8 protein-coding genes are annotated in these 14057 nt (G+C 37.1%); 3 read left to right on the plus strand and 5 right to left on the minus strand.

Annotated elements, in window-relative coordinates; genetic code table 11:
- Positions 1–38: 38 nt before the first annotated feature.
- Positions 39–1766, minus strand: a complete 1728-nt coding sequence (locus Q0976_RS10165) for a phospho-sugar mutase (protein WP_299493598.1) — start codon at positions 1764–1766, stop codon at positions 39–41.
- A 358-nt stretch (positions 1767–2124) separates the two neighbouring features.
- On the opposite strand from Q0976_RS10165, the gene Q0976_RS10170 reads away from it, so the two are divergent.
- The 3 genes from Q0976_RS10170 to Q0976_RS10180 all read left to right on the plus strand — a co-directional run bounded on the left by Q0976_RS10170 (position 2125) and on the right by Q0976_RS10180 (position 6452).
- Positions 2125–2997, plus strand: coding sequence for an RNA pseudouridine synthase (locus Q0976_RS10170; RefSeq protein ID WP_299493600.1), 873 nt, complete (start codon positions 2125–2127; stop codon positions 2995–2997).
- A 639-nt stretch (positions 2998–3636) separates the two neighbouring features.
- Entirely contained in the window at positions 3637–4944 is a 1308-nt protein-coding gene (locus tag Q0976_RS10175) for an aminotransferase class I/II-fold pyridoxal phosphate-dependent enzyme (protein WP_299493602.1), read from the plus strand.
- 476 nt (positions 4945–5420) lie between these two features.
- On the plus strand, positions 5421–6452 hold the full coding sequence (locus Q0976_RS10180) for an adenosine deaminase (protein ID WP_299493604.1): 1032 nt from the start codon (positions 5421–5423) through the stop codon (positions 6450–6452).
- Positions 6453–6482: 30 nt separating this feature from the next.
- On the opposite strand, the gene Q0976_RS10185 is transcribed toward Q0976_RS10180, so the two are convergent.
- The 4 genes from Q0976_RS10185 to Q0976_RS10200 form a co-directional block, all read right to left on the minus strand.
- Positions 6483–7607 (minus strand): alkene reductase, encoded by a 1125-nt coding sequence (locus Q0976_RS10185; protein ID WP_299493606.1) that lies wholly within the window; start codon positions 7605–7607, stop codon positions 6483–6485.
- Positions 7608–8718: 1111 nt separating this feature from the next.
- Positions 8719–10968, minus strand: a complete 2250-nt coding sequence (locus tag Q0976_RS10190; protein WP_299493607.1) for a TonB-dependent siderophore receptor — start codon at positions 10966–10968, stop codon at positions 8719–8721.
- 465 nt (positions 10969–11433) lie between these two features.
- Positions 11434–12195, minus strand: a complete 762-nt coding sequence (locus tag Q0976_RS10195; protein WP_299493609.1) for a M12 family metallo-peptidase — start codon at positions 12193–12195, stop codon at positions 11434–11436.
- A 180-nt stretch (positions 12196–12375) separates the two neighbouring features.
- The gene (locus Q0976_RS10200; RefSeq protein WP_299493611.1) at positions 12376–13116 is read right to left on the minus strand and encodes a hypothetical protein; all 741 of its coding nucleotides are present in this window, start codon (positions 13114–13116) and stop codon (positions 12376–12378) included.
- Positions 13117–14057: the final 941 nt, after the last annotated feature.

The following is a 14057-nucleotide window of genomic DNA, read 5'->3' on the forward strand; positions in this document are numbered from 1 at the left end:
TAAGCAGCGACGCTTAATCCCCACTATTTATCCCGATTTCAGGTTAACTCAGGTAAGCTCGCTTGATGCTCTTGTATTAGGGTCGCCATATTCGCTTTTGCACGAGACTCCACTTTCGCTAGTGACTCATTGAGCCTTAACGGCTCCACGATTTCATAATAACATTTCACTTTAGGCTCAGTGCCTGACGGCCTAACGATAACACACGCCCCTTTGTCCAATTGATAAATTAAAACATCACTGACAGGCAGCGATAATAATTCTGTACTGCCATCGGCATTAAAACGTCTCGACATGTTTAAATCATCAATTGATAATACCGCTAAGTTAGCTATTTTTTCTGGTCTATGCTCTCGTAAATAATCCCCAATATTTGGTGTATTTTCTTGAATCGCAATATTCACTTGCTCATTGAGATGAAAACCATATTTTTCATAAATATGATAAAGACGATCCCAAATGGTTTGCCCTTGATTAATTAACTCAGCGGTTAATTGAGCAAAAGCCAATAGCGCCGATAGCCCATCTTTATCTTTAACGGTATCCCCAATGCAGTAGCCCAGCGCCTCTTCATAAGCAAATAAAAATTGTCGCTCAGGATGACTTTCCGCCATCGCCACGTTCATCAACCATTTAAATCCAGTCAGGGTTATACAGCAGTGCCCATGAAAATCAGCCGTAATTTTAGCCAGCAAACTCGATGACACAATAGTTGTACAAATAAGCCTTTGATTAGGTGAAGAAAAACTTAATAAGTAATGACCTAATAATACTCCCACTTGATCACCTGTCAACATATGATATTCACCGTCTTCATGTCTTATTGCTACGGCAAAACGATCCGCATCGGGATCATTAGCACAAGCTAACATAGCTTGATGTTTTTTTGCTTCCTCAATCACTAAGTCCATAGCTCCTTTTTCTTCTGGATTAGGGAAGTTAACGGTAGGAAAATTACCATCAGGCTCGCGCTGTGCTTGCACACTGTATACCGCAGTAAAACCCGCTTCATGAAGTAAGCTCTCAGCAATATCGGCCCCCACACCATGCATCGCAGTATAAGCAATACTCACTCGCTTTGCTTGAGTATGGTTATCAAGCTCTGGTAATTGTAATACCGCATCACGGTAAGCCTGATAAAACCCCTTTTGGAGGCTAATCAGTAAGTTTTCTTCTTGTTCCGCCTGGGCTGATTGCATCAAAACAGGTTTCATCGCCACTTTTGCTATACAAGTTGCAATACCACTATCATGTGGGGCAATAATTTGCGCTCCATTTTCCCAATACACCTTATAACCATTATATTGAGGTGGATTGTGGCTCGCCGTGACAACAATCCCAGCCGCAGCCTTTAAATGCAAAACACCAAATGCCACTAAAGGTGTCGGCGCTGTATGATTGGTCAGATAGACTTTAATGCCTATGGCAAGTAACACATTAGCAGCATCTTCGGCAAACTGTTTAGAGTCATGGCGACCATCATAGCCGATGATCACTCCTTTTTTTTTAACATGTTCAATTTGCTGCATTAAATACATACCTAAACCAGCAGATGTTTGTTGAACAACTAAACGATTCATCCGCATTGGCCCCGCTCCCACTTTACCTCTCAGCCCTGCTGTTCCAAACGCTAATCGGCCACTAAAGCGCGACATTAACTCAGCTTCATTCCCATTATCTATCAGTACCTGTAATTCATTCTTAGTGGTTAAGTCACAATCCCATTTAAGCCATTGTTGTACATTTTTCATTAATACTGTATTCATTAGGTTGCTCCTTATTGCGTACAGATTAAGTTAGCCAAGCCAATGAATGCGATAAAATCAAGCAAACTTGGATAACAATCTCTTGGTGATCACTATACCCATAATCATTAAAGATACAGCTTCCTACGGGTATAGAAGCCTTTATAATAAAGCCATTCATAATCCCTCCCCCCATATGAGTGACACTTCTGTCACTTTTGATGCACTGCTTGGGTGATGATGAGGATCATACTGACTCTATACTCAACCACACTGCATAAAAGCCTTTAAAATATTAGTCCAAATAAACAATCAACTTAATCTATTTTTCCGTATAAAATACCTTTATACATTACATCTGATAACGAATAAGTGATCTATGTCCGTCCCAAGTCAAGAAATCCATATCACCATTGAAACCCAAGAACAAGACGGCCTAAAAACCCTTGCAAACACGGCAGAGCTGTCACTTCAAACGCTAAAAAAATGCATGAAAAAAGGCGCAGTGTGGTTCACTAGAGGAAAACAAACACACAGGATAAGACGCGGCAAAAAACGTTATTTAATCGGAGATGAACTGCACCTCTATTACAATGAAAGTGTGCTTAATGAAACACCAACGCCTGCCGAGTTATTATTTGATGAAGGTCAATATAGCTTATGGTACAAGCCTTATGGTACACGCTGTCAAGGCTCAAAGTGGAGCGACCACACCACCATTAACCGGTTTGTTGAAATACATACCCATCGGCCGGCCTATATTGTTCATCGACTGGATCGTGCTGCCACAGGGCTTATCATTATCGCCCACAGTAAAAAAATGGCCGCGGCACTCGCTAAATTATTTGAATTGCGCACACTCAAAAAATACTATCATGTGATCGTTGAAGGTGATCTGCAAAATAGTCCGTTATTTCCTCAGTCATTAGATAACATGACACAAAATAAACAGCTCACAATCAACACACTCGTTGACAATAAAAATGCCATTTCTCATGTAGAGCCCCTTGAATACTGCTCAGATAAAAACCAATCCTTAGTCAAAGTCACCATTGAAACAGGACGAAAACATCAAATTCGAATCCATATGGCCAGTATCGGTCACCCCGTAGTCGGAGACAGACTCCATGGGCATGCAAACAGTAACAGTATCAACTTGCAACTCACCTCTTGTTTTTTTGAATTTATTTGCCCGCTTACCCACCAGCGTAAACAATTCATGCTGCCAGAAAGGCTCAAGCCTAAGCTATAGCTTAATCTTATTCGATATCTAATAATACCAATCTAAGTAAGTGATCATTCAGCGGGAATTAAAAATGTGGTAGGCAAGGTCGTTAATTGCTCCTGCTTTAACTGACATTCCCACCATCTGATGTTTACGGATGAACAAATGCCGTGTTCATATGGATGTGAATGAACGGCCATGGCGGTCGCGGCAGTTTGGCTGCTAATCGTTATTCTATATCAAAAACGGACAACGCAGCATAACGTATTTTTAAACCCGCACAGAGTGGCTCTGAACTGATCATTGACTTACTTAGATTGGTATAACATGGTTTCTTACCCGTTTTATTCAATATCGAAGAATAACAACAATATTACTTTATGGCGGATTCAACTTAAGCAGTTAAACAATTAAAATAAAGCCCCTTAAAAACAAAAATAAAAACACATTAAATAAAAATGAATTAGCAAACAATTATTTATTAAAATCTAATTGAAACATATAATGAAAATAATTAAATACTAACACCTTTAAAAAGCACAACAAACAAAACAAATCATATGAATGTTTATTAGCGAGCCAACTCACAATTTAACAAAGCAATATTTAAATAAAAATCAAACACCTTAATATAGTAAATCAAATTCAAAAATGGGTAATAGTAATATGACAGACTTTTATAATTATATGGATAATATGGTAAAGGATGATTTACTTCACATTGAACTAGACAATATCACTGAACAAGGAAAATATATTCATATTAAAGAAAAAAAACTTCGACATTATGGTTCATGTAGTTACTTATGCATAGAACATGATGAGCGCTTAAAAAAAGCTGCCATTGCAGAGATCCTAACATCAGGCACGCAAGTATCCGCATCTAGAGCATACATATCACATCCACTTTATTTAGAAGTCGAACAAAGACTTTCTAAAATGTATGATGCACATGTATTATTAACCTCCACGACAACTTTAGGACATTTTAGTGCTATTCCAGCATTAGTTGAAGCAGATGATTTGGTACTCATCGATCACCAAGCTCATGCCAGTATGCAATTAGCAACCAAAATATTACAAGCTTCTGGTATTAGCATTAAACATATCCCACATAATGACATACACGCTATAGATTTAATACTCAATGAAAATCAACATAAAAGAAAAATTTGGTATTTAACTGATGGCGTCTTCAGCATGTATGGCGACCTTGCACCTCTTGATGAATTAAATCAGCTATTAAAAAAATATAATAATTTCTGGTTATATATTGATGATGCACACGGGGCAGGTTGGTTAGGCCAACACGGTAAAGGTTATGTTTTAGGTAAACAAGTCATTTCTGAAAAAATGATTGTCACCATTTCCTTTGCTAAATGTTTTGGTGTCACTGGCGGCGGCATTATCTTTCCCAATGAAACACTCTATAAAACAGTCCGATATTGCGGGCCAACATTCACTTTTGGTGGCCCCATTCAACCCGCTAACCTCGCCGCCCTCAACGCATCACTTAAAATATTTAATAGTCAAGAACAAAAAACACTCCAAGCTCAACTAACTAAAACTATTGATTTTTTCAATCAAGAAGCCTTAAAAAGAAACCTACCATTAATCGACAGTATGAATAGCCCAATTCGCTTTATCGGTATTGGTGATGAAAGTGTAACAACATTAGTTATCAAGAAATTAATGCAAGAAGGAATTTATGTCAATTTAGGCATCTTCCCAGCCGTAGGAAAGGGAAAATCAGGATTACGAATAGCATTGAACATCTCACACACACAACAAGAAATTACTGTATTATGCGACTTAATACATAACATTATAAAACAATCTATCAAAGCCATTTATTCTGATAATAGCCATACTTATATTGAACAAGTATTATTAAAATCTTTTGAAAATAACTTATCACACTCAATTAAAAAGAAGTTAATTAATGATGATTGGTCAACAACCAATATCACATAATTATCGATATAATAACTAAAAAAACTTATTAAAAATGATAATTTATCGTATTTAAGTATTGTATTATAACATAATAGGCAGCTTTTTATAATTAATGAAAGTATAGCTAAATCAATATAAAGTAAGAGTCTCAACGCGAGCAGTTGAGTGACAATTCGAGGCGCATGAATGATGGAATGTGGATACCTTTCGAAGTCATGCAACAAAGAAGAGTCACTCAACTGACACGCCTGAAAGGCTGATTTAAAAGTGATTGAGGCGTTGTTAATACTTCTTGCCGTAGAATCACTATTCCTTTAACAATTCGCCTAGCCTAAATCCGATTTTTATTCCAGCGGAGTATGTCTTTTAATAATGATTTAGCTATAACACCTTTAACCCTTAGTTAAATATTAAAGAAAACACCTAATTCAGTAAAAAACCTAAAAATAAATATTGGCCTATGCTTGATTTATAATACTCTATGGTACTAACCTATGGCCATCACTACCTACCCTTGGTTACTCGCTCTGCCAAAAGTTGAACTTCATATTCATTTAGAAGGCACTTTAGAGCCCGAATTAATGCTTTCATTAGCCAGAAAAAATGGCATCCAATTACCCTTTAATACCATAGGTCAATTATATGAAGCCTATCGATTTAGCCAGTTACAAGACTTTCTAGATATTTATTATCAAGGCGCTCAGGTGCTCGTCACTCAGCAAGACTTTTATGATCTCACTTGGCATTACCTAAAAAAATGTCTGCAACATAATATTGTTCATGTTGAACCGTTTTTCGACCCCCAAACACATACTGCAAGAGGGATCCCTTTCAGTGATGTTATCGAAGGCATATCTTCAGCGCTCACCGATGCTAAAGAAAAACTTGGGATCACAAGTCATTTAATCATGTGTTTCCTGCGACATTTGAGTGAAAGCGATGCCTTTAATACCTTAGAACAAGCAACTCCTTTTTTAGATAAGCTCACAGCGATAGGCTTAGACAGTAGTGAAAAAGGCCACCCACCAGAAAAATTTACCCATGTTTTTCATAAAGCAAAATCTTTAGGACTACTCTCAGTCGCTCATGCTGGCGAAGAAGGTCCCGCAAGTAATATTTGGTCAGCGATTAATACATTAGGGGTATCACGTATCGATCATGGCATCACTGCCATCAATGATGCAAAGCTCATAGACTATTTAGTTGACACTCAGTTGCCACTTACGATTTGCCCCTTATCGAATGTGAAATTATCCATTTATCCAGATATGTCAACGCATTGTATTCTCGATTTGCTATCAAAAGGCATATGCGTGACCGTCAACTCTGACGATCCCGCCTATTTTGGCGGCTATTTAACCGACAATTTTTATGCCCTTAGCCAATCTTTAAATCTCACCCAAGCACAAGCCTATAAAATGCTGGTTAACAGTATTCAAGCCAGCTTTGCCGATGACAATAGAAAACAAGCCTTACAACATCAGCTAACAAACAGCCTTAACGCGAACAAACATTCCCTTATATGAATGTGATAAAACAGCATCAACATTTCTCATTTAACCTTGATGATAAGGATAATCAGTGTAGCCTTTAGCAGTACCACCATATAAACTTGTTGGGTCAACCCTATTCAAAGGCCAACCATGACGAAATCTTTCTGGCAGATCGGGATTAGCAATAAAAGGACGACCAAAACCAAAGATGTCACCATAACCTTGTGCTAATACTCGCTGCGCTTTGTCGATAGAATAGCGACCCGCATACATAATGCTGCCCTTAAAGATATCACGCACATCTTGATAAAAATCATTGGGTAAATCAGGCGCATTATCCCAATCAGCTTCAGCTAGCGACAAATAAGCAATATCAGCATCATTTAACACCTTAATCGCTTCAATATACGTTGTATGGGGATCGCTCTCGACTAACCCCAAATAGACACGCTCTTCATCGGTACTCTCAAATAGCGGAGCAAAGCGTACCCCTAATTTATCACTCCCCACAACATCAGACACCGCTGCCACAACCTCTTTTAAAAAACGCAGTCGGTTGGTTAAATTACCACCATACTCATCATTGCGTCGATTAGTCTGCTCTGAAATAAACTGATTAACCAAATAACCATTAGCACAATGTAACTCAACACCATCAAAGCCCGCTTCAAGTGCATTTTTTGCCGCCTGAGCATAGAGCTGGACTAACTCTTTTACTTCAGCGGTACTTAATTCTCTCGGCTCACTTGGAGACGCCAGCTCCCCTTCTCCCGGCCCCGTTTCTATAAACACTTTTACCGCATCAGCGCGAATAGCCGATGGCGCAACAGGCGCAGCGCCGTCTGGTTGCAGTGATGTATGTGACACACGCCCGACATGCCAAAGTTGAGCAAAAATAATACTGCCTTTTGCATGTACAGCTTGAGTCACCTTCCTCCAGCCCGCTATTTGAGCGGGTGAATATATCCCAGGAGTCCACGCATAACCTTGTCCGCGAGGCTCTATTTGAGTTCCCTCAGTCACCATCAATCCTGCCCCCGTTCGCTGCTGGTAATATTCAGCCATCAAGGTGTTAGCAATATTACCTGGTTGCGAACTTCGAGAGCGCGTTAATGGCGGTAACACAAAGCGATTTTTTAAGATATATGGACCCAATTGGGTTTCACTAAACAGTTCCGAATAATTCATGTTGATTTCCCGTATAAAAATGTCATTCAAAGTGTTGAATTTGACGTTCTGGAAACAGAATATAAAAACCAAGATACAATGAAAAACAACTAATAGTTGTTTTAAATACCATTAAAAATGGTTAAAGTAAGATGAGGACAGTGAATGGAATTTGGCGTAAATTCTTAATAGTCAGAAGTCAGAAGAAGAAATGAAAGGAAAGCAACATGCATCATTACACATGCCATAAACCACTTACAATGTCAGTGAATACACACTCCCACAACCGAGGAAATTTACATCGCTATCACGCATTTATTCTTGCGCGTTAATTTATCAAATTACCTCAAAGGTAAGTCTGTCCTATTTTTGAGTTTATTTTAGTCGCATAGGCAACTCGGTCGCACGCTGACAAAATAGACAAGCAAACGGTTTAATATGAAGTTCAAACGGTATCGCTTAACAATATTCATGCAAATAATAGTAACTATCTCATTGTTATCCGTTATATCAACAGTCGAATTTTCAGACTTAAAAATGATAAAAATCCATCACTTGCACAACCATTTTCAGGCTATACCCTTTCTATTAACTAAGTAACCTGAACTCGGGATAAGCTGCGCCGCTTAATAACGCTATTTTGCCCCTATCTATGTCGTGTTTTCTACTAATAGCCCACTATTAGACACGACATCCCACCTTGAGATAGACAAAAATAGCGGTATTTAGCCAAATTAAACAATAAAGAATAGCGGGACTGATTTTAACCTATTGACTTTAAATGGATGGCCAATACTCTTTGGCACTCGTTATCCCAAGTTCAGGTTAAGTAAACTTTTATCAGGAATTCAACATACTCTGAACCCGCTGTACTTTAGTGAGTGCTCATCCACCAAGTTGTAGATTATTTATACAAAACAGCGCTGATGTGGTGCCGTTATTCCCAGCTTTGATTCCAGATGTCACTCTATCTTCTCTGTATATTTGTTTACAGATAAACAGTCCTGTTCGCATAGGGTTCAGGTTAACTAAAAATAACAATCAATACGGATGAAAAAAGCACGTGAGCCCTATGGACTAACGTGCTTAAAAAATCCAATAAAGATGCAACAACCAGTAATATTACCTAGCGTTAAAACTTATACGTTACGCTGGCGACAACACTGCGACCTTGATTGTAATAACATGAACCACTGTTTGTACAAGTGGTCACAATTTGCTTATCTTCAAGGTTATTAACATGCAAGCTGACATCGTAATCGGCAAATTCATAGCCCACCATGAAATCCGCCACCACATAGTTACCTGTTTTCGCGTATTCAGCATCATTATAGATGGCTTCTGTATCACCATTTGCAGCCATGGCTTCAGTATCACGGGTTTGCAGCCAAAAATAGCTATTACCTACAAAGCGCGCTCCCAGCCCAACTTTAAATCCATCAATTTGCATCGGACGATAAGTCACCCAAGCAGATAGCAAATTATCAGGTGTCGATTCCAAGGGTTTACCAACTTCATAAGCGTTAACACTTTCCAGTACTTCAGAGTCAGTGTAGGCATAACTGGCGTACACATCAATTTCGTCCCAGGCAAGTTGCGCTTCTAGCTCAAAGCCTTTAATGAGAGCTTTACCGATTTGAGTGTAGCTCCAACCTGTATTACTGTCATAAATCGAATTTACTCGGTTTTTCTGAGTAATACGGTATGCACTTGCTGTGATCAAATGATCGGTCCCTCGGGGTTGATATTTTACACCCACTTCAATTTGTTTACCTGTAACCGGATCGAGCAAATTATTGCCCACATCCGATAAATTAACCACTTCAAAAGACTCACTGTAATTCATATAAGGAGAGATCCCCGCATCCATTAAATACATGAGTCCAGCACTTTTTGAGATCGCATCTTGCGCTTGCCAGCTGGTATCGAGATTCGTCTGTTGAAGATAATCGTAGCGTAATGCGCTTGAAAGAATGAATTTATCGGCAATTTTCATGACATCTTGTGCATAGACGCCTGATTGTTTGAATTTGTTTTCTGAAGGAACATTTTTAGACAACCAATCGATATCGGTGCTGGCATTAAATGCGCTATAGTCCGGGTTATAAACATTAATGGTGCCGCCGTCGCCAAAGCTATAAACATTGGTATAGGTCGAGTCTTGATAATCTACACCAAAAACCAGATTATGCTCAATGAGTCCAGTCTCAATATCGCCATTAAGACGGAAATCAGATGTCCAAGTTTTTGAGGTCGCATCACTTGAATAGGCGGTGCGATGGAGCGTTTTATTATCACTTTCAAGGTAATCTGCATACATGGTATCGTATTGTGCACTGCTGTTCATATAACGCATTGCGCCGCGTACCGACCAGTTATCATTTAAATCATGATCTAACATGGTAGTCAATGCTTGTGACTGAGTATCATAACGATCGAACTCAGGTTCACTGATAAAGGTGGAACTCGAAAAATTACCATAGTTAGGTGACACTGAGTTATCCACAGATACGACCGTACCTTCATGGGGATAGAATTGTGTCGTCGAGCCCGTTTCATTTTGCTGAAAGTTGGCTAATAAAGTTAGCTTAGTGTCATCATTTATATTAAAAGTCAGTGATGGGGAAAAAAGGTAACTATTATCGTCGACATAGTCGACTTGTGTACCACTCTTTCTCGCCAATCCGATCACACGATATAATACTGAACCATCATCAGTCAGTGCGCCAGTGGCGTCACCCGATAATTGATAGCCATCATAATTAGACATTGAAGCCGAAATACTGCCTGATGTCTCTTCTTCTGGCAGTTTGCTCACTAGGTTAACAATCCCACCAGTTGACCCTTGCCCATAAAGTACAGATGTTGGCCCTTTCAATACTTCAATTTGACTCAAGGTATATGGGCTTGGCCTTGTATTATTGTAATAGCCAAACAACATTTTCATACCATCTAAATATTGCGTTGGGGCGACACCACGAATACTGGACCAATCCCCTCGACTGTCATATCCATAAGTACCATTGTATAAACCCGACACATAACCCAGCGCATCTTGAACCGTTGTTGAGCCCAAATCTGCCATACGTTGCTCAGTGATCACCGACACTGATGACGGTGTTTCTATAATCGGTATGTCCGATTTTGATGCACTTGCACTCACATATGAAATAAGTCCTGTGGGGTTAACCGTTATCACTTCCATCTTATCGTGGGGCACTTCTGTTGTTTTAATACTCTCATCATTTATCACTTCTGACACATTGTCTTCAGCTGTTGCCAAATTCAACCATAAACAATTACCTAACAACAGCATACGGACCGTTATTCGCTTAACTGCATTAAATCTATATCGACTTTGCCTAACCGACACCTTATACATGGTAACGCCTTTTATTATATTATTTGAATGTTAAAACTCTCGAGCAAGATCTGATAGTCAGTAATATCGTTTAAACACATACTGAATATATTGACGATGCAATACTACTGAGACACAAATAGTAATAGCAATGGTTATCATTTGCATTCGGTTGATGGGGGAAAATCCAATATTTAACTTTTTGACAAACAAATAAATGACAAATAAAACATGAACAAGACTAAAATCTACATCAAGATCAAAGTACAAACATAAGGCACTATAGATAGATACAGGTGTTAATCACATCAAATTGAGAATAACAAAAAATATATGTAAATTTGTGTCATCAAAGAAGTGTTAATATCAATAGATTTAATGCGGAGATAAAGAGAACAATAATATTAATCAAGGAGGATAATGAAATGTAACCAAAAAGGCCCTAAGAAATAGGACCTTTAATCATACACGATAAATAACTAAGCTTTATTTAAATGCCGCAATAGTATTAGTAACGAGACTCAGCGCTTTTTGCGCATCAGCATCACTACGACCACAGGCGTAACCTGATGTACATGTACGATCAGGATCAGAGAATACGGCTAACTGATTAGTCGTATTAAATTCATGAGGGTAACCCATGATAGTTGAAAATTCATAATCGACACCATAACCCACACCATAATCATAGACCCCACCTACCGCACCTTGTTTGACTGAGTGACCTAAGCCCATATTATGTCCAAGTTCATGGATAAATGTCATCGTTGTATTACCACAATCAGTTCCAGTAACATTGAAAGCATAACTGTCATAGTTATTGTAATCAAAAGGAAAAATCTTCATACCATATATATCACCGGCGATGCCACACGTTACAAAACCATTACCAGCTGGCGCATAGGATCCAAATACGACTACAAAATCTTCTTTATATTCATCTCTCCAGGCTTGAATGGTTGAATCTCGATAAATACTTTTTAAGCTCGAAGTAGAAGCAATCACATCTTGATCTAATTCATAAGGAGTAGCCGATAATTTTAATTCAATTGATAAGCCACTATTAGCATAATATTGATTGGCAGTAGCAATCATATTTGAAATTTCAGCTTGAATGTCAAAACTTCTACTGGCTGCATTGGGTGTATAATAAGCCCCTACCACCACATCTGTTGCTAATGCTGACGTCGATAATAGTGCTGAGATTGATAACCCTAATAATGCCTTTTTTGTGATAACATTTATCATAATATTCTCCGTTAATTTGTTTTTATATATTGATTTTTATTAATAGACTTTTATTTCTTTACTTCTTTACTTCTTTACTTCTTTACTTCTTTACTTCTTTACTTTATGCTCTTTAGGTTTACTTATATAAACATTCATCGTCGAACATCGATATTAATTTAATTAAGAGAATTAACTTTATTATTGAGTATTCATTATTTCTTTATGAGTACCACTTATCATAGGTTGAGTGACTTCTTGATGATCATGAACATTTGAGTTATCTGCAGTATTATTTTCAAAAGAGTCCATAATGACACCACGACTTAAATCATTGGTTTCAGCCATCCAAGCATACTGACCATTTCCTTGCATGACATATATTCCATCTGGTGTAGCGATATTGGCATAAATAGCACGTTCATTTATTGTAAGCACAGAACTATACGTCATATCTTGATCAGGTAAATTTGCTTCAATGGTTTTATTACCAAATTGATCTTCGTATGCATTACTCACTTCAATATCATAAAACATATCTAACTCAGGAATGTCTAATCGAAAAGTATCTCCAGTGTTCAGTGACAATAGCTCTTGAGCATTAATATTTAAATACACTTCTCCTTCAAGGTTTTCTCGTAATTTACCTGAAGCTTTTAACACATCCTCAGCCTCTTTTGATGAAACAAACATTAAACTATCGACATAACTTGGTTCAACATTATCAATCTGTACTTCACTGGATAATTGTTTTTTTTGTAAACTCTCATTATTTTTTAAATATTTCTTTTCAGGTTTTATATCTACAGATACAGGTTTATTCATGTTTATTTTAGAAGCGACTTGACTTTCTGATATATTATTATCATTTAATTGATAGAAATATAAGCCAACCGAAATGGCCGCAATAACACTCACTGCAATCAAAGATTGTTTCTTCATTACTGTATTCCTTACTCAGAACGATAATATAGATTATTATTTACCGTTTACACTATTCACAAAACTGCATTTATTTAATCGAACATAAAACAAATGGTAAAATTAGCTAATAATATAACTTATCAACAAATAAATTTTCATAGCCCTTACCATGATTAATAAACCGATACGATTATCTTTTAAGATGAAACAATCCTGAATAAAGGCCTTACCTATTACTCAATGAACTGCTCCTTATTATTAAAAAACTTTTAAGCCGCATCTTAGAGTATCAACTTAGTAGCACTAAGCCATCAATTCGTCTAAACATCATAGATAATAGAAAGATCATTATTCAATAAATAAACAACCTTTCCTAAAACGTATTTTTATTATCAACTTGTTCCTGAACCTTCAAGTCATTTGAATATACTGCATAAACTCAATTCACGATCCTCTTTAATCTGTCATTCAAATCTACCTGTATGTTATATCAATGTAAATGCGATAAAAATCACCACATTTTCATATAGAATCAATTAAAAAAAGACATAAAAACCTAAAATTTTATATTTGATACTTGTTTAAAATGGGAAATCACATAAATTCTGGTTTATCACGCTAAAATAAAACAGCTTATTAGCGGCTATTTTTAACTGTCATCAAATAAAGTAAAATAATGAAATATAAAGCTAACTACATGAATATAAATGTAAATTAGTGTAAACCCATATAAACAATATATTATTAATATATGTTATTCTAATAATTCATTAACGTATTGCATTATATCAAAAAGTAGAGTAATACTAGTTATAAAAACTGCTTAGAGCGCTACATTGAGTGTATTATTTTTTACATAAGCAGTAATGACGAACCATTACACCTTTACATTTTATTGAACTTTTTATTAAACTTTTATTAATGTTGAGTAAAAAGTTCAATTTTTAAGAGTCTTTTCT

It is taken from the genome of uncultured Shewanella sp. (assembly GCF_947501665.1).
In the GTDB taxonomy this organism is placed as follows: Bacteria; Pseudomonadota; Gammaproteobacteria; order Enterobacterales; family Shewanellaceae; genus Shewanella.

What these genes read in the sequence shown, in the direction of transcription:
- Q0976_RS10165 (WP_299493598.1), bottom strand. Translation starts at nt 1,766, where the DNA reads ATGAATACAGTATTAATGAAAAATGTACAACAATGGCTTAAATGGGAT.
- Q0976_RS10170 (WP_299493600.1), top strand. Translation starts at nt 2,125, where the DNA reads ATGTCCGTCCCAAGTCAAGAAATCCATATCACCATTGAAACCCAAGAA.
- Q0976_RS10175 (WP_299493602.1), top strand. Translation starts at nt 3,637, where the DNA reads ATGACAGACTTTTATAATTATATGGATAATATGGTAAAGGATGATTTA.
- Q0976_RS10180 (WP_299493604.1), top strand. Translation starts at nt 5,421, where the DNA reads ATGGCCATCACTACCTACCCTTGGTTACTCGCTCTGCCAAAAGTTGAA.
- Q0976_RS10185 (WP_299493606.1), bottom strand. Translation starts at nt 7,607, where the DNA reads ATGAATTATTCGGAACTGTTTAGTGAAACCCAATTGGGTCCATATATC.
- Q0976_RS10190 (WP_299493607.1), bottom strand. Translation starts at nt 10,968, where the DNA reads ATGTATAAGGTGTCGGTTAGGCAAAGTCGATATAGATTTAATGCAGTT.
- Q0976_RS10195 (WP_299493609.1), bottom strand. Translation starts at nt 12,195, where the DNA reads ATGATAAATGTTATCACAAAAAAGGCATTATTAGGGTTATCAATCTCA.
- Q0976_RS10200 (WP_299493611.1), bottom strand. Translation starts at nt 13,116, where the DNA reads ATGAAGAAACAATCTTTGATTGCAGTGAGTGTTATTGCGGCCATTTCG.